Origin of the sequence: Bacillus sp. WP8 (assembly GCF_000800825.1) — a bacterium.
In the GTDB taxonomy this organism is placed as follows: domain Bacteria; phylum Bacillota; class Bacilli; order Bacillales; family Bacillaceae; genus Bacillus; species Bacillus safensis.
In genome coordinates this window covers 544,119-566,310 of sequence record NZ_CP010075.1, presented here as the reverse complement: position 1 = coordinate 566,310, position 22,192 = coordinate 544,119, and the positions used below count along the sequence as shown (strand labels likewise).

Genomic DNA, 22,192 nt, shown 5'->3' with positions numbered 1-22,192 from the left:
CACCTGCTTCCTATAAAAGAATGGATACTGGATTTTCTAAATACGCTTTAACAGTTGATAAAAATTGTGATGCCGGCGCCCCGTCCAGCACGCGATGGTCAAATGTCAGACTGAGTGGCAGGATCGTCCCTTTACATAATTCATTCCCCTGATAAACAGGCATTTGATCCGCTTTTCCAACGCCAAGAATACCTGCTTCCGGCGGATTCAAAATCGGGGTGAAATGTTCCACACCATAAGCACCTAGGTTAGTGATTGTAAAGGTAGAGCCTTCAATTTCATCGTGGAGAAGTTTGCCTTCACGTGCTTTTTTGCCATACGATTTGATACTCTTCGCCAGCTCAATAAGTGAAAGCTTTTCCGCATGCCGAATAACAGGCACTGCCAGCCCATGATCTAAAGCAGCAGCGATTCCAAGATGTACATGCTCAAAAGTTTCGACTCTATCATGTTGATATTGACTGTTCATTGCAGGGTGCTTTTGCAGAGAAAGAATCACTGCTTTGGCTACAAAATCGGTCATGGTTAATTTCATATCGTGTTGTGCTCCAGCTGTTTCGTTCAACTCAGACTGTAAAGCTGTAAGTTTTGTCACATCCGCTTTCATCGTTATTGTTAATTGTGCACTTGTTTGCAGGCTTTCCATCATTCGTGAGGCAATGGTTTTCCGCATCATGCTGACTGGCTGATGCTTTGGTTCATTGTGTTGTTTCTCTTTTTCATCAGGAAGTGCCCGAAGCACATCCGCTTTCGTGATTCTCCCATCTGGTCCTGTTCCCACAAGTGTATGAATGTCCAGATTTGCGCTTTGAGCAATTTTACGTGCAACAGGGGATATTTTCTTTCTCTCTTTCTTTGGTTTTGGCTGCATGTTTTTTTCTTTCTTTTCCTCCACCTGTTCGTTTCCTTCACCGATATAGCAGATGACCGTGCCAGGCGGTACACCTTCCCCCTCAGACACTTTTATATCCAATATCGTCCCTTCAGCAGGTGATTCGATCTCCATTTCTATTTTTTCAGAGTTGATGCTTGCTATGCTTTCTCCTTTATTCACGGTCTCTCCAACCTCTTTATTCCAAACCGATACCGTTCCTTCTTTCATTGACATGCCTAATTTCGGCATTACAACCTCGACAGCCATCTCCCTCTCTCCTTTCTTTAGTTCATGATCTTGTCATGACTTTTTCCAACCATTTCTAAGACAGTGTTCACAACCTTATCAGGTGTCGGCAAATAGATATCTTCAAGCGGTGGTGAAAATGGGACCGGTGTATGAGGAGCCGTCACTTTTTTGATTGGAGCGTCGAGTAAATCGAAGCCTTTATCCGCAACCAGAGAAGAAATATCTGCGGCAATTCCACACCTCGGATTTGCTTCATCCACAATGACAAGCCGATTCGTTTTCTCTACTGAAGTCAGAATGGCTTCTTCATCGAGCGGCGATAAGCTTCTAGGATCAATCACCTCTGCTTCAATTCCTTGCGCAGCTAATTGCTCTGCTGCTTCGAGTGCTGTATGAACTTGTTTGCCTACTGCAAAAATGGTCACATCTGATCCTTCTCTTTTCACATCTGCTTTACCGAGCGGCAACGTGTAATATCGCTCCGGAACATCTCCTGTGATATTGTAAAGCGTTTTGTCTTCAAAAAAGATGACAGGGTCCTGATCCTCGATGGCTGCCAGCAGCAATCCTTTGGCATCGTATGGTGAAGAAGGCACCACCACTTTCAATCCAGGGATGCTTGTAAATAGCGCATACAAGCTTTGCGAATGCTGAGCAGCTGCTCTAAAACCCGCTCCATGTGTCGTTCTGATTGTGATTGGCACCTCTGCTTTTCCGCCAAACATGTATCGAAATTTAGCCCCTTGATTCAGCACTTGGTCCAGACAGGTCCCGATAAAATCATTAAACATGAGCTCCGCAATTGGCCTTAGCCCTGTGGAAGCAGCTGCCATGGCCGCACCTACATAGCCAGCTTCACTAATCGGTGTGTCAAGGACTCGCTCACGTCCAAACTCCTGAACGATTCCTTTCGTTACACCGAGCACGCCGCCCCATGCTTCATCATCTTGTAAGTGATCTACATGAGCGCCTCCAGCAACATCTTCCCCCATTAAAATAACATCCTCGTCTCTTCTCATGGCAAGCTTAATCGCTTCATTCAATGCACTAGACATGCTGATTTCTCTTGTCATTTTCCTCTCCTCCTTCTGATTTATTGATACGAAACATACACGTCGGTCAATAATTCGGTCTGATCTGGATATTCACTTTCTTCACTGAATTGAACGGCTTCATCTATCGCTTCAGTTACTGCCGCTTCAATATTTGATAGCTCTCCATTCGTCAGCAGCTGCTGCTTGATCAATTCATTTTTAAAAAGAGTGATCGCATCCCTCTCTTCTTGATGTTCTGTTTTTTCTTGATTGGTTTTGTAACGCTGGGCGTCTCCTTCGAAATGGCCATAATTCCGATATGTCATGCATTCAATCAATGTCGGACCTTCTCCATTTTTCGCTCGTTCAATTGCTTGTTCTGCGGCTTGATAAACGGCCATCACATCTTTTCCGTCTACTTGAATCCCAGGAATGTTATAACCGGCCGCTCGATCGACGATTGATTTGCAGCTTGAAGCATAGGAAAATGGTGTCGCTTCTCCGTACCCATTGTTTTCTGCGATGAAAATGACGGGCAGTTTCCAGATGGCCGCGAGATTGATTCCTTCGTGGAAAGTCCCTTGATTGTTTGCACCATCCCCAAAAAAGCAAACGCTTACATTTTCTGTCTTTTTATATTTGGCTGTGAGGGCTGCCCCGCACGCAAGAGGAAAGCCCCCTCCAACAATTCCGTTGGCACCAAGCATTCCTTTATCAAAATCTGCAATGTGCATGGATCCGCCTTTGCCTTTACAAAGACCTGTGGCTTTCCCATAGATTTCTGCCATCATTCCTTTTAGATCACAGCCCTTCGCTATACAGTGGCCGTGGCCGCGGTGGGTACTTGTAATGCTGTCTTTTTCATTCAGATGTGCACAGACTCCTACGGCAACAGCTTCTTCGCCAGCATAAAGATGGACAAACCCCGGCAAGATTCCTTTTGTAAAAAGCGCGTGTACTCGATCTTCAAATTGACGGATTTCCTGCATTTTTTGATACATCCATACGGCTTTTTCTTTAGACAATGCCATTTCCATTTGGTAAAACCTCCTATCCTTTTTTGCTTGCACTTCTATACAAGCAAAAATCGTGCCAACATGAAGATACATGAACACTTTGGCTTTGACCGAATCACACCGATGAAAAAAGAGACAAAATGAGACATGCGTCTCTTTTTGTCTCCATATGTCCACACATCTAATGGAATAAAAAAAGCATCCCCTTAGAGGAATGCTTATCATAATGAATCGGTTGTGCTCTGCCACTTTAATTTCCCTTTGCAGACGCCGCATACATAACGAGAGGTATCAAACCGTCTTTTTCTGATAAAAGACCGGCCGCATCCTGTGCAAATGTATTCATGGCGTTTCCCCGCACGTCGCTTCTTTTGTAAGGTCTTAAGCGGTGTACAAAAACGCGGGGCTTCTACTTGTTTTAATAACTCTTTAAAATCACGGTCGCGATGCTGATAGCCTTTTCCCTCAAGATGTAGATGATAATGACACAGCTCATGCTTGATGATCCCAATTAATTCTTCTCGACCATGCTCCTCTAGGTATCGGCGGTTCAGTTCGATATTGTGTGTACCAAGTAAATATCGCCCGCCTGTCGTTTTTAACCGGTCATTAAAAACAGCCTGATGGCGGAATGTCTTGCCAAAGAACTGCTGGGAAATGTGCTCTGTTAACTGCTGTAACTCTCTCTCGTTCAATCAAGATCGTTCCTTTCTATAAAAACCTCGAACGGGACAATTTCCCCTATGCATACATTGAAGATACACCCACTGTTTCGATCAAAGGAGGAATGGGCGATGCCCAACTGGCTGAAAAATCAGATGCAGAAGGCATTTTATGAGAAAAATCATTATCAAATCAAATTGCTGAATCAATGCTGGTACTTTTATAGAAAAAAACATTCAGTCACATCAAGGCACACCCCATCCTAAGGTGCGCCTCGTTTTTTGTTTACTCTGGTTTCAGCATGGAGAGGGCAACGCGGCCTTTTGCCTGGTCAACCGAGTCCACCCAGACGGTCACAATGTCACCAACTGATACAACGTCAAGCGGATGCTTCACAAAACGATTGCTTAGTTTGGAAATATGCACAAGCCCATCCTGCTTTACGCCAATATCAACGAATGCGCCGAAGTCTACGACGTTTCTCACTGTTCCTTGCAGCTCCATTCCTTGCTTCAAGTCTTCCAATTTCAATACATCTGTTTTGAGCAGCGGTTTTGGTACTTCATCCCGCGGATCACGCTCAGGTCTTGTGAGCTGATCGATGATATCTTGAAGTGTAATTGTTCCAATATCTAGCTGTTCTGCTGCTTCGTCCAGTTTCACTTCAGCAATTTTCTCTTTTAACTGCTCTGTGCCAAGATCGTCTGGCGTCATGTTGATCATGCGTAAAAACTGTTTTGTTTCTTTATAGCTCTCTGGGTGAATGCCTGTACGGTCAAGCGGATCTTGTCCGTCTGTAATACGCAAGAAACCGATACACTGCTCATATGTTTTAGCACCGAGCCTTGGAATATCCTTCAATTCTTTTCTGCTTGTGAATCTCCCAATCTCTTCGCGCCTTTTGATGATATTCCCAGCGACGGCTTTTGAAAGGCCTGACACATATTGCAGCAGCGCCTGTGAGGCTGTATTGACGTTTACACCAACTTGGTTGACGACTGTTTCTACCACAAAGGTTAACGAGCTGTTTAATTGCTTCTGGCTGACGTCATGCTGGTATTGGCCCACACCAACAGACTTCGGATCAATTTTCACGAGCTCTGCTAAAGGATCTTGTAATCTTCTAGCGATTGAAATGGCGCTTCGTTCTTCAACTTGCAGATCTGGAAACTCTTCTCGCGCAAGTGCAGATGCGGAGTATACACTTGCTCCTGCTTCATTCACGATCAAATAGGACACCGGTTGATCCAGCTCTTGAATCAAGTCTGCAATGAATTGTTCTGTCTCTCTTGAGGCTGTTCCGTTTCCAATCGCAATGACTTCAATGTTCGATGATTGAATGATCTCTTTCACTTTTTGTTTCGCTTCCGCTTTTTTCTGCACGGGCGGATGCGGGTAAATGACGCCAATATGATGGACTTTGCCTGTATCATCCACGACGGCTAATTTGCAGCCCGTCCGAAATGCGGGATCGACTCCAAGTACACGCTTCCCTTTCATCGGCGGCTGAAGCAGCAGTTTTCTTAAGTTTTCAGCAAAAATATGAATCGCTTGTTCCTCTGCTTTTTCTGTCAGCTCTTTTCGTATTTCTCGTTCGATGGAAGGCTGAATGAGACGTTTATATGCATCATCGATTGCTGCTTCAATAAACGGTCTCGCCGTCGTCTGTTTGCCTTTTAGAACTTGTTTGTCGAGATAGAAGCGAATATTTTCAGCAGGTGGTTCGATGGCTGCCTTTAAAATGCCCTCTTTCTCCCCACGGTTGACCGCTAGTACACGGTGCGGGACAATCTTTTTGATTGGCTCTTGATAATCGTAATACATTTCATAGACGTTTTTCTCATCGCTTTCGACGTCTTTTCCTGATGTGACCAGACTGCCCTTTTGGTACGTTTCACTGCGAATCCATTTTCGCATATCAGGATCATCTGCCAGTTGTTCAGCAATGATGTGCTGCGCACCCTCAAGTGCCTCTTCTACATTCGTCACTTCTTTTTCTTCATTCATAAAAGCAGCTGCCTTCTTCTCGATCTGATCGCTTGGCAGCGTGAGTAAATATTCCGCCAGCGGCTCCAGCCCTTTTGCTTTGGCTACATTCGCCTTTGTTTTGCGCTTTTGTTTGAATGGCCGGTATAAATCTTCGACCTCTTGCAGTTTATGAGCTTGTTCAATTTTCTGTTTTAATTCATCGGTTAGTTTGTCTTGTTCAGCAATTAAGCGAATGACTTCTTCTTTTCGATTCGTGACATTTTGGATATATGTATAGCGCTCTGAAATGGTTTGAATTTGCACCTCATCCAGTGAGCCTGTCTGCTCTTTCCGATAACGGGCAATAAACGGGACGGTGTTGCCATCCTCTAAAAGCTTGATCACACTTTCAATTTGTTTCGTTGAAAGCTTTAATTCTGTCGCAATTTGTTTCAATAAAAAGTCAGATGTCTTCATACTTTGCATCCTCTCACTGTGTCTTCTCTTTTAGTGTATCAAAAAAACCGGCAAAACAGAAAAAAGGTCAGCTATTTTACGTGAGCTGACCAAGTACATAGGTGAGATCGTCCTTTTTGTCTTGTGTGTATGTTTCAAGCTGTTTGGCGATGTCTTCAACTGAATGTCCATGCTTTAAACACATGCGCATGTTTGGCACATTCAGTCCGTCTGAATACATAATGAATATCGATCCTTTTTCGTAGGAATAGGTGTATGTTTTATATTTTCTAGGTTTCCCTGATAAGTATCCTGATGTCGGAAGTGGATAAATATAGTCGCCAGAAGGTGCATTCAAGATAAAACGAATATTACCAACCGAACAATAGGTAAATTGCTGCTGAGAAAAATTCACCTTTAAGATCGCAGCTGTGGCACCGCGTTTATTTTTCATGGCCTGATTGCATCTGTCGATGAGGGTCGCTACATCCTCATGTCCATATTCTTCGACAATTTCGCTGACTAAAGAAGATGATTCATTGGCGTACTGACCGCTGCCTAATCCGTCTGCTACAGCACAAATTAGTTCTTCATCATCTGCTTTAATAAAAAAACTGTCCCCGCAGCATGGTTTTCCTTCTTTATTCGATTGATAGATAATGGCGTTTACATGCTCATGCTGTTCAATCTGTTTCATTACCCTAGCTCCATAGACGCATCTTCTGATAATGCATCTCGCAGTTTTTTCACTGCCTTCCGCTGCAGTCTCGATACATGCATTTGGGATATGCCAAGTAAATCGCCTGTCTCTTTCTGACTCTTATTTTGCAAGTAAGTCAGATTGATAATCTCTTTTTCTCTATCCGACAGCACATGAAGCACACTCTCAAGCATCATTTTTTGGTTCACACGTTCGTAGCCTTCTTCCTGTGAGCCGACAACGTCTAAAATCGTCACAGTACTTCCTTCAGAATCAGCCTCTACACCTTGGTCAACAGACAGTGCTTGATAGCTTTTGCCCATCTCCATAGTTTCAAGTACTTCTTCTTCTGTTACATCCAGATATTCTGCAATTTCTTGGACTTTAGGTGATTTCTGTGTCTCTGTTGTCAAATGATCGACTGCCATTTTGATTCTTGGTCCAAGCTCTTTGATCCGCCTTGGTACATGGACACTCCATGTCTTATCTCGTAAAAAGCGTTTGATTTCCCCGATGATGGTTGGAATAGCAAAGGCTTCAAATGATTTACCGACGAGCGGGTCGTATCGTTTAATGGCGCCAAGTAAACCAATCATTCCAACTTGTCTGAGGTCCTCATGAAAGCTTTTTCCTTTAGAATATTTTTTCGCCAGCATATCAACCAAGTTTGTATAGCATTCGACCAGCGTGAGCTGCGCCTGCTCATCTTGATTGGTTTGATAGCTTTGGATGAGGCGGTCTACTTCATCTTTAGTTAGTTTCATAGTTTTGGATGGTTGTGTCATGGTCAACTCGCTCCCTGTTTAAAAACTTTGTCATCGCCACGGTAACTCCGGAGTTTGCTTGCACCTCGACTTCATCCATCAATGTTTGCATTAAGTATAAACCAAGACCTCCTTCTGCCAATTGATCCACCGTATGAGCAGATGTGTACGGTCCCAAGTCTTCCTGTTTTTGCTTAAAGTCAAAGCTACCGCCTTTGTCAGCGACAATGATTTCTAGACGATCCGCGTAGACAAGAAAGCGAACAGCTACCTCTCCATCTTCGCCGTCTTCACCTTTGTAGGCATGCTGAACTGCATTTGTACAGGCCTCACTGACGGCAATCTTTAAGTCTTCAATCTCTTCATAGGCATAGCCCATCCGGCTCGCTACGCCTGAAAGAGTCAAACGAATGATGCCTACATATTCTGGTTTTGCCGGTATTTTCATCTCGATTAGATCTACTGATTCGTTCATTGTACCCCACCCTCTGACTTTGCAGAAATGTCAATGATGTCCTTTAATCCAGTGATTTCAAACAACCTTACAAGCCGTTCTGACAAGTTCTCAAGCTTTAATGTTCCACCTGCTTTTTGAGCCGCTTTAAACAGCCCAACGAATACACCTAAACCTGTACTATCCATATACGTAACATCCTTTAGACAGATTTCAAGATGCTCTCCCGCCTCTGCTTTAGGCATGAGCGTTTCTCTTAGCTGAGGAGCGGAGTACACATCGATTTCTCCGCTGACACTGATTTTCGTTTTTTGATCTATTTGATGCTCTTTTACAGACATATTCATTATGCATTCACCTCGAAATTCTTGTTTCCTAAAGTTTTATATACCCGCATGTTCATTTTCTAAACCTTTCTTTTGAGAACAAGTAAAGTAAAGTCATCGTGCAGCTGAAAATCCTGCAGTTTGAGTAAGCTGGCGTAGATGGCATCCACCATTTCTTGAGCTGAGTAGGATAGGTGCTCTGATATGAGTGCTTTGATGTCCTCCCGCTCTAGGAAACCGTCCTCTGACTTGGATTCTGTGACCCCATCAGAGAATAAGATCACCATGTCTCCTATGTCTAAATGCTTCTCATACTGTCTGTAATCAAAGTCTGGTGCAATCCCGAGGACAAGCCCTTTCGCTTCTAAATCGTAAAATTTGTCCTCTTTTTTGCAATAGAAAAAGCCCGGCTCATGACCAGCCGATGCATATTTAAACTCATGCGTTTCTTTATTATAGCTGCCATAGAACATTGTGATAAACATACTTGGATCTACGTTTTGCTCGACAACACGATTCAGGGTTTTCAGCACCTTTGTTGGGCCGCTCCCTGACTCTGGTAAGGAATCCATCGCATATTTAATCATCGACATACAGAGCGCAGCCGGGATTCCCTTTCCAATGACATCTGCGATCGCGATATTGATTGTATCGTGATCCGTTACAAAGTGGTAATAATCTCCACTCATCTGTTTTGCCGGTACACTAATCGCACCAATATCAAAGGTATCTCCTTCTGGAATTTTCGTTTCCAGAAGGGTTTGCTGAACATTTGCAGCAATTTCGATTTCAGATTTTATTTCTTGCTGGATGCCTCTGAGTGTTAAATGTTCTTGGTAGGCAAGTCCGTACCCAATCATGACTTCAATTAAGAAGTCTAGTGAATGAAAAACATCTTCCGGCAAATCAGGGTAAAGCTCCTGAATCACTTTTCGGTGAACACTCACTATTTCTTCAGGAGGTATTTGATGCTCAATGGTTTTACGGCTAAATTTTTGAGCTTGATAAAGCGATGTTTCAGTTAAATCACTGATATAACGACTGAGCAGCTGATGGTACCGCTGCTCCATTACCTCCTTAAAATCCATGGTTTCCCTCCTAGCGAAGCCACTTAACAGCTTGTATCTCCGTTCCTTGTTCTGGTGCAGAGTCTAATTTAAATTCATCCATCAGTCTTCTGACACCCGGAAGACCTGCTCCGAGTCCGCCTGATGTTGAAAATCCGTCTTCCATTACTTTACGTATATCCATGATACCCGGGCCCTCATCGGCTGCGATGACTTTGAGTCCACGCTTTCCGCGCTCCATCACTTCGTCTATACAAATCTGACCTTTACCAGCGTATAAATAGATGTTTCGAGCTAATTCTGAAATGGCCGTCGTAATTCTTGCTTGGTCAACAGTTCCAAATCCAAGTTCTTTTGCAACATTGCGCCCCAATTGTCTTGCTGCGACTATGTCCCATTCCGTCAATATTCTTACACAGGATTGGTCTTTCATATCTATTCCCCCAATTCCCGCTTCAGTGTCTCAAGCCCTTGTTCAAGATCTAGTGCTGTCTGAATTTCTTCAAGCGATATTCCAAGTTCAATCAGCGTCACAGCGACTGCCGGCTGTATTCCTGTTAATACAACTTTTGCCCCCATGAGCTTGGACATCGTGATGACATCGCCTAATACCTTTGCAATAAAGGAATCAATCATGTCGACGGATGTAAGGTCAATGACAACACCGTTTGCTCCTGTTTCATGAATTTTATTCAGCAAGTCTTCTTGAAAGTGGAGAGCTGTCTGATCATCAAGCTCCCACTGTATTGAAATCAGAAGACAGTTATATAGTTTTAAGATTGGAATCTTCGGGTGATTTCTCACTAGGTTATCCCTCCAATGAAACAATTTTTCGATTTGTCATTTCCAAAGCAGTTTGAATTCCTTTTTGAAGGGTATTCTTTGTTGTAACTTGAGATAAATCAATTCCAAGGTTCACAATGGTTTGGGCTATTTCTGGGCGAATACCGACAAGCAAACACTTCGCACCTACTAATCTCACAGCCTCAGACGCTTGAATGATATGGTGGGCTACCATTGTATCAACGACAGGGACACCTGTAATATCAATTAAGACGACCTGTGAGCGATGTTTGACGACACCATTGAGCAGGTTCTCCATAATTTTTTTCGCACGATCTGTATCAATTGTTCCAACAAGCGGCATGACGGTGATGTGCTCAAATACAGGGATCAGCGGGGCAGAAAGTTCCTGCAGCGCAATTTTTTGAAGGCTGACTGTTTTCTCCCATGAGATGGAATACTGGTTTAAGATCTCGTTATGAATTGGTGTGATGAATTGGTCGATTTGCCAGATGAGGTCATGACTTTCTTCTGTTGTATCTTTGTCATCGTTCATTTTTTGATATAAATGTGTACGGATTTCAGTTAGACCATTTGCCAGTAACTTAAGTGATATACCCATTTGAACAATGTTTAAAGCAAGAGTTTGCACTTTTTCTTCAAAATCCTCATTATACCCCTCTGAAAGAGATGTAATGATTAGTTGAACATATTCCGAACAGATGGTTTCATACATTTTGTCGTTCAGCATCATGTCCGTTTCTTTTTCTCCGAGTCGTCTAAAAATGTCCGTCCACTCTTTTTGTAATTCCTCTTGATGCTCCCTTGCGAAAGCTAACACGATATGATTCGACATGTTTTACCCCCTACGTACATAAACAGCACTTCTTTTATTCTTTCTTCATTATAACGTTAATAAAAATTGAACACAAAAAAAAGTTGCTCTCAAGAGAGCAACCAAATCTCACCATATTAAAAATCAATAAGAGCCAAACTAACTTGTAAGGCTTCATCAACCTTCTCCATCATCTCATCATCAAGATGTGTGATTTTATCTGTCAATCTTTGTTTATCGATTGTACGAATCTGCTCCAAGAGAATGACAGAATCTCGTTCAAAGCCGTAGCGCTTTGCATCAATTTCGACGTGAGTCGGTAATTTCGCTTTTTGTATTTGGGCTGTTATGGCTGCAACGATAGCAGTCGGGCTGAAGCGATTTCCAATGTCATTTTGAATCACCAATACTGGGCGAACCCCGCCCTGCTCGGAGCCAACAACAGGAGATAAATCAGCAAAGTAAACATCACCGCGTTTAACAATCAAATGTTTAACCCCCGCTGACTAATCGCTCAACTGTATTCTCAGCCTCAAATTCTGCGTATTGTGCCTCTGAAGAGATATTCAGATTAATTTTCGCCATCTCCATGTAGCCGCGTCTCATCGATTCACGATTTTGTCGAATATTACGTTCACGAATATACGTTTTTGTCGCTCGGTAGATCAATTCATTTCTTGTTACCTTATCCTGCTCTGCTACTCGTTCGATTTCAGACATCAAAGCCTCCGGTAGTCGAATCTTCATTTCGTTTGTTGCGCTGGATTCAGACAAAAAACATACACCTCCACAAAACTTACGGATACCGTTTCGATCCATTCCAAGACTAATCATACCATTATTCAATGCGCAAGCAAAGCTGTTTTTTCATGATTTCTTATTAGAACATGAAGCGGCTGTTCACCCGTAAATCAAAGATGATAATGGAGTTCCTCTTTCACATTATACGCTTTTTTCCGAAAATCATACGGTATTTCCAAAATCTCTAAAAAAGGGAGAATGTTTACCCCTTCTTTGTAGAATAAAAAGGAACGATGTCAGTTTGACGATCGTTCCTGTGAAAGCTGTTTAGAAAAAGCTTGGCCCGCCTTGAAGCAGCGGATTCCGCACATGCACCCTTTTGCCGTCCTCTATATATACTCTTGGGACGCGGTGTCCAATGGAGCATGTGACTTCATAGTTAATGGTTTCAAGCCTTTTTGCAATTTCATCGACTGATACCATTTCTTCACCTTGTCCACCAATCAAAACGACTGGCTCCCCTACTGGAAGGTTCCCTTTCAGTTCAACCATGAATTGATCCATACATACCCTTCCTGCAATCTTCCGGCGCTTTCCGCCAACAAGTACTTCCGTGCCTGCCAGCTTCCGAATCCACCCGTCTGCATAGCCGACTGGTACCGTACCGATCCACATATCTTGATTAGCTGTATACGTCGCCCCATAGCTGACACTCTCACCCTTTTGAATGAGCTTTACATGGGCAAGCTTTGTATGAAGCGACATGGCTTCTTCCAGCTTGAAAGGAAGTTCATCTTTGATTTCCTCTGACGGTGACAGCCCGTACATACTGATGCCGAAGCGAACCATATTAAATAACACTTCTTTAAACCTTAATCCTGCTGCACTATTGGCACAATGAACAAGCAGTTTTTCCGTATGAAGCGGCTGAAGCAGGGTTTGAAAGGTGTCGACCTGCCGATCAAAATAGTTCTCATCCTTTTCATCCGCGGTCGCAAAGTGAGTAAATACTCCTTCCAGCTGTAAATAAGAATGCTCGCTGACAAGCTTCTTTACTTCATTCACTTGCTCTAACGTTTTCACACCTAAACGGTTCATTCCGCTGTCTATTTTCAAATGAAAACGAATGGGTTGTCCCATCTGCCCTTTCACCATATCGACGACTTCCCTCAGCCACCTGGTGGAGTAAGCGGTCATAATTACATTGTATCGAACAGCGGTTTTGACATACTCCGGCGGTACTGCGCCGAGTATAAGAATCGGTGCTTTGATACCTTTATTTCTTAAAGAAATGGCCTCATCTAAAAAGGCTACAGCTAACAAGTCTGCTCCTGCTTTGAGGGCAGCTCTTGCCACTTCTATATCTCCATGTCCATATGCATTGGCTTTCACAACAGCCATCAGTTGAACATTTTGACCGATATGATCTTTCATATGTGAAACATTGTGCTTGATTGCTGTTAAATTAATTTCTGCCCATGTGTCTCTATAAAAGGCATTTGTGTCCATCAGTCACACTTCCCTATTGAATGATTCAATCCCCTCATATGATACTAAAAATCAAGAATAATGTGAAACAAATCAAAGAAAATCAGCCCTTGCACAGGGCTGATGCTTCATTTATCAAGGCTTTCCGCCTAAGAACTTCATTTATTTAGCTGACTGGCCTTCTACACTCTTTGCGACCATCAACAGCTCTTCCTTCGATAAATCACTTGAGGAAATTAAGTAGTCAACTCCGTCAGAGGTCCATGAGAGGGATTGATCTGTCAGAACCCCTACTGTCATACCAAGATCGACCGGCTCGCCGTTCATCGTGACAGGCGTAGATGCTTCAGCTACTCTCGCTTTTTCCTGAATGAGTGTGAAGGATTTCTTGCCGCCGTACGTAATCACATAACGCTTCCCAGCATCTGTTGTCATTTCTTTCTCTTCCATCTTCTTCACGCCTTCTGGCATATCAACTGGTGTTTTCACCGCAAAGCTGTCAGATGGGTCTGCACTTGTGGCAACATCCATTTGAGAGAGTGTCATATTTTTCTTCTCATCAAATGCATCTTTGTCAAAGGATTTATTGAATTCAAAGTGAGAGAATTCCACTTTCACCATTGGCTTTTTGTCGCTATCCAGCACTTTTACACTGGCAGGCGCCATTGTTTTCTTATGAAAGGTAATCTCTTGGGTAGGCAGCATTTGATTGTGCTGATAATTGGTCTTCGTTTCGAATACATACTTTGACTCTTTCGCTTTGAACTGAGCTGCACTGTCATTCTTAATGTCCTTCACGAGTGATTCGAATAAATAGACTTGACTGCTATTATTCGGCCAATCGCTATGGAAACGGAAGCTCTTGTTCAATGAAGGTGTCAGCACAAACACACCATTGCCGTTTCTTAAAATGACTTGACTCTGATCCTTTTTCGGATTTTCTAAATAGACACGGTAAAGCTCCGGCTTTTTGTACCAAATTTCTACCTGGTACTCCTGCGGGTCATTTCCTGTCTCAATGGTCATTTTTGCTTTGGCTTTGTATGATGTCATTTCCTCTGCCTTTTTGTTTAAATCTCCAACGATATCCTGCTGAGATTTTTGACCGCATGCGGAGAGAATCAGTACAAAAAGGATTCCCGTTACAAGCAAAACAAAGCTTTTTCTCACCCTTTTCAACCCCTTCGTTAATTGTGTTAAAAGGAAGAAACCGCTTGTTTGACTTTAACAGTACGCCTCAAGAGTTAACTGCGTACCGCGAACCATCAAAGCCTGTTAGCAACTCGCCCTTCCTTATCGCACTACCCAATATATGAAGGGGGGACAAACAATATGCAGACTAGCTTGACAACCTTTCAATTAAAACTTGTGCAGCAGCATATTCCTTTGTATGAGTAATGGACACATGAACCTGATCTCCCTCCGCTTTCTCGCTTTTGATGAAGGGTTTTCCCTTATCGTCTTTTTGAATGTCTATGTCATGAAAGCTTAAATGCTGACCGATTCCGGTTCCGTATGCTTTAGCGAAAGCTTCCTTTGCCGCAAAACGTCCTGCCAAAAATTCCAGCTGTCTTTTTTCACTGAGTGTACGAAAGACATCCTGTTCACTTAAAGTCAAAATTCGTTCTGGTAAACGGGGCTGTCTGCTGAGCACTCGCGATAGCCTGTCGATCTCTACAATATCAATGCCTATTCCTTTGATCATGAGGTACCTCCTATGATACTCGTACTAATTTGAGTGTTCGCTTCATAAACGTGTTACTATAAACTTACCAATATCTAGTCAAAAAGGGGTTTGTTATGTTTATTCGAACGGAGAGCTTTCAACAATTTATTAGATCGTATCCAATCGTAACAGCGATCCTCGCTTTACAAATCGGCCTGTGGCTTATATTTGCGATTCCTATCCCTATTATACAGCTTGGACAGGATCATCTCGTCGGTTTCAACTATGGTGTAGCGGCTGGGGAATGGTGGCGGCTCGTCACACCTATTTTTCTCCACGGAAGTCTCACGCATATTTTATTTAATTCTATGTCCCTTTTCTTATTCGCCCCAGCACTTGAACATTTGCTCGGGAAGGTTCGATTTTTAATCATTTATCTTGGAGCAGGGTTCATTGGCAATCTCGGGACCTATTGGGTGGAGCCTTTAGAGTATGTACACGTTGGCGCTTCTGGTGCGATCTTTGGTTTATTTGGAGTGTATCTATACCTCGTCCTCTTTAAACCACACATGATGGACCGCGGCAATTCACAAGTGATTTTAACGATTCTGGCTGTTTCTGTCATCATGACCTTCGTCAATTCGAACATCAATATCATGGCTCACTTATTTGGATTGATCGGCGGTATGATTCTAGCACCTATTACTCTGCTTTTCCATTCGAAAAAAAGACGCTATTAATCTCATAAAAAATGTCGATCCCTCCTTGAGCTGGAGTTGATCGACATTTTTCGTTTAAGACGATTGATTTTTTTCATACGAATACCAATCAAATACACGTGCAGCATCTTCTTCCTCAAGGTGATGCACACCAAAGGAATCAAGCAGCGCGGAGGATTTTACAAAGGTGTGAATACTTGCGACCCGGCCTTTCTTTTGGAAAAAGGATTGCGTCATCGTATAGTTTTGCATTCGTTTTCTCAAGACAATGCCAGTGGTCTTGCCAATGCCTCTTGATGTCAGTTGAATCAATGAATCTTTGATTGTATATCCTGATTGTTTATAAGCTAAATAGCCAAAGAATAGAGCAAGTGGTAACGGGATGAGTCCCAAATACCCCCATGGAGGAAAGCGCACCGACAGGATGACACCTACAAGTAACGGCACAAAGCCATACGAGATCAGGTAGCGTTTGAGTGAACGCTTTGGCACTTTTTTCAGCTCTGTTTCTGGTGCTACATGATAATGATCCGTGAATTGGGACAGCAATTCATTTATTTTTTTCTTCCGAATGAGCGGAAATAAGACGGAAGAGGTTTCTTTCTCTGTAATCGAACCTCCTGCACTAACAAGCATCACTGTCGCAAAGCCAAAAGGCTCACGGATAATATTCTCTTTGATTTTCACTGCTTGAATTCTCGCAAGTGGAATGGTCATTTGATGTCTCTCGATGAGTCCTCTTGTAATGATGATGTCATTCCCTTTTCGCTTTGCAGCAAAATTCGCATACTGAAGTGCTGTTACCCCAACACTCAGGATCCACGCGATCAATACGGCAAGAAATATCAAAATCGCATAAATTTCAACGCTCGCATGACTTAAAAAAGAGAACTTCTTGAAGAACCCGTCCAAAGGGAGAATTTCATCTATTTGCGTGTAGATGGCAAGACACCCAGATATAATGACCCCGATACCGCTTGAAGTGGTCGCAGCCAAAAGCAATTCTGGCACACCCATACGATAGGAGACATTGATTTCTTCCTGCACAGGTTTCTGGGCAGCCAAATGGCCATGCAGATCTCCTGCTTCATCCGTCATTTCTTCTTCTTGCAAGCTTTTCTTCCGGTTGAAAATCGACTGCTTTAATTGTTCCGCTTCTGCTTTTGTAATCGCGGTCAGGCTCACTTCTGGACCATCCGTACCGCCTGCCGTTTCGATTTGAACCCGCACTAAACCGAAAATCCGTTGGAAAATACCTTCACTTGTATTGACTGTTTGAATTCGTTCTAACGAGATATATTTTTTCTTTTTCGTGATTACACCCGATTCCACACGAAATTCATCGTCTTCCATCCGGTAGGTGAATCGTCTCCATTCTAAAATGGTATATACGGCTTTCCATAAAAGAAGCACACCAAGAATGATAAATGCATAAAAGCGAATGCTCGAATTCGAGTTCACAAAAATCAACACGAAAAAAGGGATAATGAAGTTTTTAATCATGGATACAGCATCTGATATAAAATCAATGAACATCGAGATAGGATGTACACGTTTTGGTTCAGACATCATCTTCCGTCACCCTTGCTAAACGAGATATGTAATCACGAAGCTCATCTGCCTCTTCTAATTCTAGCGCCGGTATATCATGAACTGTGGCAGCAGTCGAAATTTGAACAGAGGCCAAACGATAGCGCCTTAAAAGCGGTCCTTGTGATGTATCAACATGCTGTACACGAACCATCGGCACAATGACACGTGTGACGCGAAAGAGTCCATGCTGTATTTCAATTTCATTTTCAAATACTTCGTAGCGCCAGATGTGATGGCGGATTTTTGGTATGAGCCAAATGCCAAAGATGACCTGTAAGACCCATAAACCAGAAAGAATCGCTCCAATCCAATATGGCCATTGAAAATAGTAGCTAGCAACAAATACCCCAATGATGATGAGTAAGAAAATCAATGAGATAATTCCATTTTGAAGACGCCATACCTTTAAACCATTTAGACTAATTTGACGTTGCGGCTGTTTTCTCACATTCTTCCCCCATTCTCTTACTTTTCTATCAATATATTACGTAACAAAGCCTAAAAAGTTTCAATTTTAGCCTGTTAAAAAAAGCGAACCCTGCAAAGGATTCGCTCTTGTATTAGTTGTTATAAGATTTCTTTTGACGACGATCGTTAGAAGAACGATTGCGGTCATTTGAAGAACGCTTTTTATCACCATAAGATGAACGGCTGTTCTTGCCTTTTCCACGGTAGCCTCCGCCACCGCCGCCGTCTCTGCGTTTAGAAGAGCTGCGGTTGTTACGATGACGTTTTGAAATCATTGGTGCTTCATCTGTCAAACGAACAGGCGTTGCATCCGGCTCTTTTGTCATCATTTTGATAGCAGCTGCAACCACTGTTACAGAATCATGATCTTCCAGCAATTCAGCAGCAGCTGTCATGTAGAAGTTCAAGTTGTTTTCACTGATGATCGTGCGTAGACGGTCAACTGTTACTTGCTGTTGTCCTTCAATTGCCTCATCAAGTGTAGGTTCTTTCATACGATCCATTTTACGTTTAGTCGTTTGCTCAATCGCACGAAGCATATCTTTTTCACGTGGTGTGATGAATGTCATCGCCATACCTGTACGTCCAGCACGTCCAGTACGTCCAATACGGTGTACATAGCTTTCTGGATCTTGCGGCACGTCGAAGTTATACACGTGTGTGACGCCTGAGATATCAAGTCCACGTGCTGCAACGTCTGTTGCGACAAGCACATCGATTGAACCTTCTTTGAATTTACGAAGCGCAACCATACGTTTTGCTTGAGTCAGGTCACCATGAATTCCTTCAGCTGTATAACCTCTTAGGTTAAGTGCTTCAGTCAATTCGTCAACACGGCGTTTCGTACGGCCGAAGACAATTGAGAGCTCAGGTGATTGAATGTCAAGAAGACGAGTCAATGTATCAAACTTCTTACGTTCGTGAATATCCAAATAGAACTGTTGGATGTTAGATACAGTCATTTCTTTCGCTTTTACTTTTACGTGTTCTGGGTTTGTCATGAAACGCTCTGCAATGCGCTTAATTGGTGCAGGCATTGTCGCAGAGAATAAAAGTGTTTGGTGTTCACTTGGTACATTTGAAAGGATCGCTTCAATGTCTTCGATGAAACCCATGTTTAGCATTTCGTCTGCTTCATCTAGCACGACTGTTTCAACATTTTGAAGACGCATTGTACGACGGTTAATGTGATCGAGTAAACGTCCTGGAGTCCCTACGATGATATGAGGATTTTTCTTGAGCGAACGGATTTGACGGCCGATATCTTGTCCACCGTAAATAGGAAGTACGCGTGCACGCTTGTCTTGGCCGATTTTATATAGCTCTTCAGATACTTGAATCGCTAATTCTCTTGTTGGCGCAATGATAATCGCTTGGATATTTGGAGACGCTGGGTCGATTTTTTCAACCAGAGGAATACCAAATGCTGCAGTTTTTCCTGTACCTGTTTGTGCTTGTCCGATGACATCTTTATTTTGAAGGCCGAGAGGAATCGTTTCTGCTTGAATCGGTGTTGCTTCTTCAAATCCCATGCGGTTAATAGCCTTCATGAGACTTTCGCTTAATTGAAAATCTTGAAACGTTATAGTCAATTTATTCAAACTCCTTCTAATTGCTGTTTCAGTAATCTCGTGAATGATCATTAAAAACTGCCCTTTTCTGAAAGGACAGGTCCATTATATACAAAGCCCGAATTACCCTACCTTATATCTTACCATTACACTATTTGTTTTTCAACAAGACAGAAATGGATATATCTACTGCTCTACAATGACAGATTCACCTTCACTTTGGTCTCCGTCCATCCATTTCCACTTTTCAAACAGTTGGATTTTTCCATTATCCAGCTGCTTAGGAGTGGAATCGCAAGACCCGCTTCTCATGCTGCCGTCCTTGCTTACATGGTGGTATCTAAAATGAAGTGTTCCATCCTCATTCACAGTTCCTACAAGTACGCCAGATACAATACTGCCGCCTTGATATGTGCCCGTTAATATATTCCCGTCTTGACGATATTGAAATATGGTTCCTGCTGATACTTCTCCGTTACTCGAATTAGACTGCGGGATAAAGGTTTTTCCGTCATATTGAAACAACCGAATCAACCACCTTTTCTTTCCTATTGTACCATAGGCCTGTCACTCATTCGACAAAAATGATGCAAATTTTAACAAGTGGGATTCAATTTATATTAGTTTAGCCACATTTTAGCTTTTCTATATATTAAATTGCTTTTTTTAGAAAATGTTCTACTTTCTCAAACAATTACTGGGCACATGGCTCATGGCAAACATGATGTTTACAATCCGGCAAATAAAACATTTCTTTCTGGCGAGACGGGACTTTATGATAAATAAATTCTGCACTTGAAGCAGGCACAATCCCGTCGCTTTCACCTTGAACAATTAACACAGGCAGATGAAGCTTCTCAAGCGAATTCTTCGTTTGCTTTACCAGCTTCATAAATTCTATCGCAGCTGACAGCGGCGTGCTTGTGAGCTTATGGCGATATCGATCATATAAAGGGTTTGTATCAACGATCCCTGACAGGGACTCCTTTACCATCTGCCGTGTGTCTTGCATCATTTGTTTTGGGTTCACATATTTGGCCGCAGCACTTAAAAGGACAAGGCGGGCAACTGGGTACTTCGCCGCTAAGTAAGAAGCAATCATTCCGCCCATAGAAAAGCCGACCAAATACACGGTGTCACAAGTCCGGTAAAGGGATAGAAGTTCGAGTTCAGCTGTCGCTATCCATTCTTGATAAAGAATGCCTTTTAACTGCAGCTCATCCCCATGCCCTGGAAGCGTGACAGACTGCACATTCCAATCTGCCGCCTGTTTTAAATATTGCGCCAGCGGTTCTACTTCATAAGGGGCACCAGTAAAACCGTGAATACATAAACAGCCAATCATTCTGTCACCTTCTCACTTTTATAGTGCAGTAATGACTTCTTCCAATCTCATACCGCGTGAGGCTTTGACAAGCACAACATCGTCAGGCCCTGCCACTTCAGCTAGTTTTTTCTTCAGGTCCTCTTTGTCCATAAAGGAGAATACGTGCTCAGCCCCGAATGATTTTTTCGCTCCTTCAGCAATAAATGCACCTAGGCGGCCATACGTCATGACATGATCAATAAATTCTGGCTTGATGTAACGGCCAAGTTCATAATGATACGTTTCTTCTTCGCTGCCCATTTCGAGCATATCTCCAAGTACAAGAATACGGTTGGCAAAGCCGTCCATATCCCCCACAAGATCAATGGCCGCTTTCATTGAAGTCGGACTTGCATTATACGCATCATTGATGACGGTGATTCCCTTGTCTGTTTTAAACAGCTCAAGCCGCATCCCTGTCAACTTCGTTTGCATCAGTCCTTGGGCAATTTGTCTTTCATTCAGCCCAAAATGCTGACCTATTGCAATAGCAGCAAGTGCATTCTTCACATTATGTTTCCCTAATACAGGAATGAGAAAACCCTGGGCATACCCTTCTACTTGAAATTCTGTTCCTTCTGCAAGCTGGTTGATGTGCGTTACCTTGATATCACAGTCCTCTGCTTCTCCAAAGGTTTTTACACGCTGAGAAAGTGAACTTGATCTTTCTCGAAGCAATGGCTCATCACCTAGGTAATAAAAGACGCCGTCTTCTTTTAAGCCTTTTACGATCTCATATTTTGCATCGGCAATGGCTTCTCTTGATCCTAAATCTTGCATATGAGATTCCCCGATATTTGTGATGACTGCTGCATCCGGCTCAGCGAGGTCTGATAAAAATTCGATTTCGCCTTTTGCACTCATACCCATCTCCAAAACCGCAATATCGGTTCCTTCTGGCATTGCAAGAATGGTGAGCGGAAGACCGATATGATTATTAAAGTTACCGTCTGTTTTATGAACTTGATACGCTGTTTGCAAGACGGAATGAATCATGTCTTTTGTTGTGGTTTTCCCATTACTTCCTGTAATACCGACAACACGAGGATTTTCTTCTTTTAAGTATGATTTCGCCAGCTGTTGAAGCGCAGCTAGTGTATCCTCTACAAGAATAACAGGAACGCCTTCTGGCGGATTGGCTTCTTTTTGATTCCATAGAACAGCTGATGCTCCAAGCTCTACTGCTTTTGAAGCAAATGTGTGACCGTTAAAATGTTCTCCAATAAGCGGGATAAACAGTGCGCCGTCTGATACTTTTCGTGTATCTGTTGTCACTCCGTGAATCTGCTCTTCGCCAAAAGCTTGATTAGATAGGGTTCCACCAGCCATTTGGGCGATTTGTTTCACTGTACGTTTGATCATGATTTTTCGCCTCTCTTTCTCATTTCACG

General features: G+C 42.8%; 26 protein-coding genes. 2 read left to right on the top strand and 24 right to left on the bottom strand.

Annotated elements, in window-relative coordinates:
* Positions 1–10 precede the first annotated feature (10 nt).
* The 4 genes from QR42_RS02680 to QR42_RS02665 form a co-directional block, all read right to left on the bottom strand.
* On the bottom strand, positions 11–1,141 hold the full coding sequence (locus tag QR42_RS02680) for a dihydrolipoamide acetyltransferase family protein (RefSeq protein WP_039176729.1): 1,131 nt from the start codon (positions 1,139–1,141) through the stop codon (positions 11–13).
* A 17-nt stretch (positions 1,142–1,158) separates the two neighbouring features.
* Entirely contained in the window at positions 1,159–2,196 is a 1,038-nt protein-coding gene (locus tag QR42_RS02675) for an alpha-ketoacid dehydrogenase subunit beta (RefSeq protein WP_039176728.1), read from the bottom strand.
* Positions 2,197–2,216: 20 nt separating this feature from the next.
* Entirely contained in the window at positions 2,217–3,194 is a 978-nt protein-coding gene (locus tag QR42_RS02670) for a thiamine pyrophosphate-dependent dehydrogenase E1 component subunit alpha (protein WP_039176726.1), read from the bottom strand.
* A 200-nt stretch (positions 3,195–3,394) separates the two neighbouring features.
* Positions 3,395–3,868: a SprT family protein gene (locus QR42_RS02665; protein WP_039176723.1), complete on the bottom strand. Its 474-nt coding sequence runs from the start codon at positions 3,866–3,868 to the stop codon at positions 3,395–3,397.
* A 99-nt stretch (positions 3,869–3,967) separates the two neighbouring features.
* Here QR42_RS02665 and cmpA point away from each other — a divergent pair, with 99 nt between their 5' ends.
* Positions 3,968–4,102 (top strand): cortex morphogenetic protein CmpA, encoded by a 135-nt coding sequence (cmpA, locus tag QR42_RS19210; RefSeq protein WP_008346893.1) that lies wholly within the window; start codon positions 3,968–3,970, stop codon positions 4,100–4,102.
* A 19-nt stretch (positions 4,103–4,121) separates the two neighbouring features.
* Here the strand turns inward: cmpA and QR42_RS02660 are convergent, their stop codons facing one another.
* The 14 genes from QR42_RS02660 to acpS all read right to left on the bottom strand — a co-directional run bounded on the left by QR42_RS02660 (position 4,122) and on the right by acpS (position 15,123).
* A complete protein-coding gene (locus QR42_RS02660; RefSeq protein ID WP_039176721.1) occupies positions 4,122–6,281 on the bottom strand; it encodes a Tex family protein in 2,160 nt (719 codons plus the stop codon).
* Positions 6,282–6,357: 76 nt separating this feature from the next.
* Positions 6,358–6,957 (bottom strand): PP2C family serine/threonine-protein phosphatase, encoded by a 600-nt coding sequence (locus tag QR42_RS02655; protein ID WP_039176718.1) that lies wholly within the window; start codon positions 6,955–6,957, stop codon positions 6,358–6,360.
* Positions 6,957–7,745: an RNA polymerase sigma factor SigB gene (gene sigB / locus QR42_RS02650; protein WP_024427378.1), complete on the bottom strand. Its 789-nt coding sequence runs from the start codon at positions 7,743–7,745 to the stop codon at positions 6,957–6,959. The genes QR42_RS02655 and sigB overlap by 1 nt, the downstream gene beginning before the upstream one ends.
* Positions 7,711–8,199: an anti-sigma B factor RsbW gene (gene rsbW / locus QR42_RS02645; RefSeq protein ID WP_039176716.1), complete on the bottom strand. Its 489-nt coding sequence runs from the start codon at positions 8,197–8,199 to the stop codon at positions 7,711–7,713. The genes sigB and rsbW overlap by 35 nt, the downstream gene beginning before the upstream one ends.
* Entirely contained in the window at positions 8,196–8,525 is a 330-nt protein-coding gene (locus tag QR42_RS02640) for an anti-sigma factor antagonist (protein ID WP_017358393.1), read from the bottom strand. Before QR42_RS02640 ends, rsbW begins: the two co-directional genes overlap by 4 nt.
* Positions 8,526–8,584: 59 nt before the next feature.
* A complete protein-coding gene (locus tag QR42_RS02635) occupies positions 8,585–9,592 on the bottom strand; it encodes a PP2C family protein-serine/threonine phosphatase (RefSeq protein WP_039176714.1) in 1,008 nt (335 codons plus the stop codon).
* A 10-nt stretch (positions 9,593–9,602) separates the two neighbouring features.
* A complete protein-coding gene (locus QR42_RS02630; RefSeq protein ID WP_024425390.1) occupies positions 9,603–10,004 on the bottom strand; it encodes an anti-sigma regulatory factor in 402 nt (133 codons plus the stop codon).
* A 2-nt stretch (positions 10,005–10,006) separates the two neighbouring features.
* The gene (gene rsbS, locus QR42_RS02625) at positions 10,007–10,375 is read right to left on the bottom strand and encodes an RsbT antagonist protein RsbS (protein WP_003214235.1); all 369 of its coding nucleotides are present in this window, start codon (positions 10,373–10,375) and stop codon (positions 10,007–10,009) included.
* Positions 10,376–10,379: 4 nt separating this feature from the next.
* Positions 10,380–11,210, bottom strand: coding sequence for an RsbT co-antagonist protein RsbRA (locus QR42_RS02620; protein WP_039176712.1), 831 nt, complete (start codon positions 11,208–11,210; stop codon positions 10,380–10,382).
* A gap of 116 nt (positions 11,211–11,326) precedes the next feature.
* Complete coding sequence (gene ndoA, locus QR42_RS02615) at positions 11,327–11,677, bottom strand: type II toxin-antitoxin system endoribonuclease NdoA (protein WP_024425388.1); 351 nt, start codon at positions 11,675–11,677, stop codon at positions 11,327–11,329.
* Between the two features lie 4 nt (positions 11,678–11,681).
* Entirely contained in the window at positions 11,682–11,963 is a 282-nt protein-coding gene (locus QR42_RS02610) for a hypothetical protein (RefSeq protein ID WP_003214273.1), read from the bottom strand.
* Between the two features lie 294 nt (positions 11,964–12,257).
* Entirely contained in the window at positions 12,258–13,439 is a 1,182-nt protein-coding gene (gene alr / locus QR42_RS02605; RefSeq protein ID WP_039176711.1) for an alanine racemase, read from the bottom strand.
* A gap of 141 nt (positions 13,440–13,580) precedes the next feature.
* Positions 13,581–14,597 (bottom strand): outer membrane lipoprotein-sorting protein, encoded by a 1,017-nt coding sequence (locus QR42_RS02600; protein ID WP_087975235.1) that lies wholly within the window; start codon positions 14,595–14,597, stop codon positions 13,581–13,583.
* 160 nt (positions 14,598–14,757) lie between these two features.
* Positions 14,758–15,123: a holo-ACP synthase gene (acpS, locus tag QR42_RS02595; RefSeq protein WP_039176708.1), complete on the bottom strand. Its 366-nt coding sequence runs from the start codon at positions 15,121–15,123 to the stop codon at positions 14,758–14,760.
* A 95-nt stretch (positions 15,124–15,218) separates the two neighbouring features.
* Here acpS and QR42_RS02590 point away from each other — a divergent pair, with 95 nt between their 5' ends.
* Entirely contained in the window at positions 15,219–15,824 is a 606-nt protein-coding gene (locus QR42_RS02590; RefSeq protein WP_039176707.1) for a rhomboid family intramembrane serine protease, read from the top strand.
* Positions 15,825–15,878: 54 nt separating this feature from the next.
* Here the strand turns inward: QR42_RS02590 and QR42_RS02585 are convergent, their stop codons facing one another.
* From QR42_RS02585 to QR42_RS02560, 6 genes are all read right to left on the bottom strand, one after another.
* Positions 15,879–17,375 carry a PH domain-containing protein gene (locus QR42_RS02585; RefSeq protein ID WP_039176705.1) on the bottom strand — a complete coding sequence of 499 codons (1,497 nt, stop codon included), beginning with the start codon at positions 17,373–17,375 and terminating at the stop codon, positions 15,879–15,881.
* Entirely contained in the window at positions 17,365–17,844 is a 480-nt protein-coding gene (locus QR42_RS02580; RefSeq protein ID WP_039176703.1) for a PH domain-containing protein, read from the bottom strand. Before QR42_RS02580 ends, QR42_RS02585 begins: the two co-directional genes overlap by 11 nt.
* Positions 17,845–17,956: 112 nt before the next feature.
* Positions 17,957–19,456 carry a degradosome RNA helicase CshA gene (gene cshA, locus QR42_RS02575; RefSeq protein ID WP_024427371.1) on the bottom strand — a complete coding sequence of 500 codons (1,500 nt, stop codon included), beginning with the start codon at positions 19,454–19,456 and terminating at the stop codon, positions 17,957–17,959.
* Between the two features lie 165 nt (positions 19,457–19,621).
* Entirely contained in the window at positions 19,622–19,960 is a 339-nt protein-coding gene (locus QR42_RS02570) for an avidin-fold protein (RefSeq protein ID WP_039176701.1), read from the bottom strand.
* Between the two features lie 169 nt (positions 19,961–20,129).
* Positions 20,130–20,780, bottom strand: coding sequence for an alpha/beta hydrolase (locus QR42_RS02565; RefSeq protein ID WP_052196515.1), 651 nt, complete (start codon positions 20,778–20,780; stop codon positions 20,130–20,132).
* A gap of 18 nt (positions 20,781–20,798) precedes the next feature.
* Entirely contained in the window at positions 20,799–22,163 is a 1,365-nt protein-coding gene (locus tag QR42_RS02560) for a UDP-N-acetylmuramoyl-tripeptide--D-alanyl-D-alanine ligase (protein WP_039176700.1), read from the bottom strand.
* Positions 22,164–22,192 lie beyond the last annotated feature (29 nt).

What these genes read in the sequence shown, in the direction of transcription:
- QR42_RS02680 (WP_039176729.1), bottom strand. Translation starts at nt 1,141, where the DNA reads ATGGCTGTCGAGGTTGTAATGCCGAAATTAGGCATGTCAATGAAAGAA.
- QR42_RS02675 (WP_039176728.1), bottom strand. Translation starts at nt 2,196, where the DNA reads ATGACAAGAGAAATCAGCATGTCTAGTGCATTGAATGAAGCGATTAAG.
- QR42_RS02670 (WP_039176726.1), bottom strand. Translation starts at nt 3,194, where the DNA reads ATGGAAATGGCATTGTCTAAAGAAAAAGCCGTATGGATGTATCAAAAA.
- cmpA (WP_008346893.1), top strand. Translation starts at nt 3,968, where the DNA reads ATGCCCAACTGGCTGAAAAATCAGATGCAGAAGGCATTTTATGAGAAA.
- QR42_RS02660 (WP_039176721.1), bottom strand. Translation starts at nt 6,281, where the DNA reads ATGAAGACATCTGACTTTTTATTGAAACAAATTGCGACAGAATTAAAG.
- QR42_RS02655 (WP_039176718.1), bottom strand. Translation starts at nt 6,957, where the DNA reads ATGAAACAGATTGAACAGCATGAGCATGTAAACGCCATTATCTATCAA.
- sigB (WP_024427378.1), bottom strand. Translation starts at nt 7,745, where the DNA reads ATGACACAACCATCCAAAACTATGAAACTAACTAAAGATGAAGTAGAC.
- rsbW (WP_039176716.1), bottom strand. Translation starts at nt 8,199, where the DNA reads ATGAACGAATCAGTAGATCTAATCGAGATGAAAATACCGGCAAAACCA.
- QR42_RS02640 (WP_017358393.1), bottom strand. Translation starts at nt 8,525, where the DNA reads ATGAATATGTCTGTAAAAGAGCATCAAATAGATCAAAAAACGAAAATC.
- QR42_RS02635 (WP_039176714.1), bottom strand. Translation starts at nt 9,592, where the DNA reads ATGGATTTTAAGGAGGTAATGGAGCAGCGGTACCATCAGCTGCTCAGT.
- QR42_RS02630 (WP_024425390.1), bottom strand. Translation starts at nt 10,004, where the DNA reads ATGAAAGACCAATCCTGTGTAAGAATATTGACGGAATGGGACATAGTC.
- QR42_RS02620 (WP_039176712.1), bottom strand. Translation starts at nt 11,210, where the DNA reads ATGTCGAATCATATCGTGTTAGCTTTCGCAAGGGAGCATCAAGAGGAA.
- alr (WP_039176711.1), bottom strand. Translation starts at nt 13,439, where the DNA reads ATGGACACAAATGCCTTTTATAGAGACACATGGGCAGAAATTAATTTA.
- acpS (WP_039176708.1), bottom strand. Translation starts at nt 15,123, where the DNA reads ATGATCAAAGGAATAGGCATTGATATTGTAGAGATCGACAGGCTATCG.
- QR42_RS02590 (WP_039176707.1), top strand. Translation starts at nt 15,219, where the DNA reads ATGTTTATTCGAACGGAGAGCTTTCAACAATTTATTAGATCGTATCCA.
- QR42_RS02585 (WP_039176705.1), bottom strand. Translation starts at nt 17,375, where the DNA reads ATGATGTCTGAACCAAAACGTGTACATCCTATCTCGATGTTCATTGAT.
- QR42_RS02565 (WP_052196515.1), bottom strand. Translation starts at nt 20,780, where the DNA reads ATGATTGGCTGTTTATGTATTCACGGTTTTACTGGTGCCCCTTATGAA.
- QR42_RS02560 (WP_039176700.1), bottom strand. Translation starts at nt 22,163, where the DNA reads ATGATCAAACGTACAGTGAAACAAATCGCCCAAATGGCTGGTGGAACC.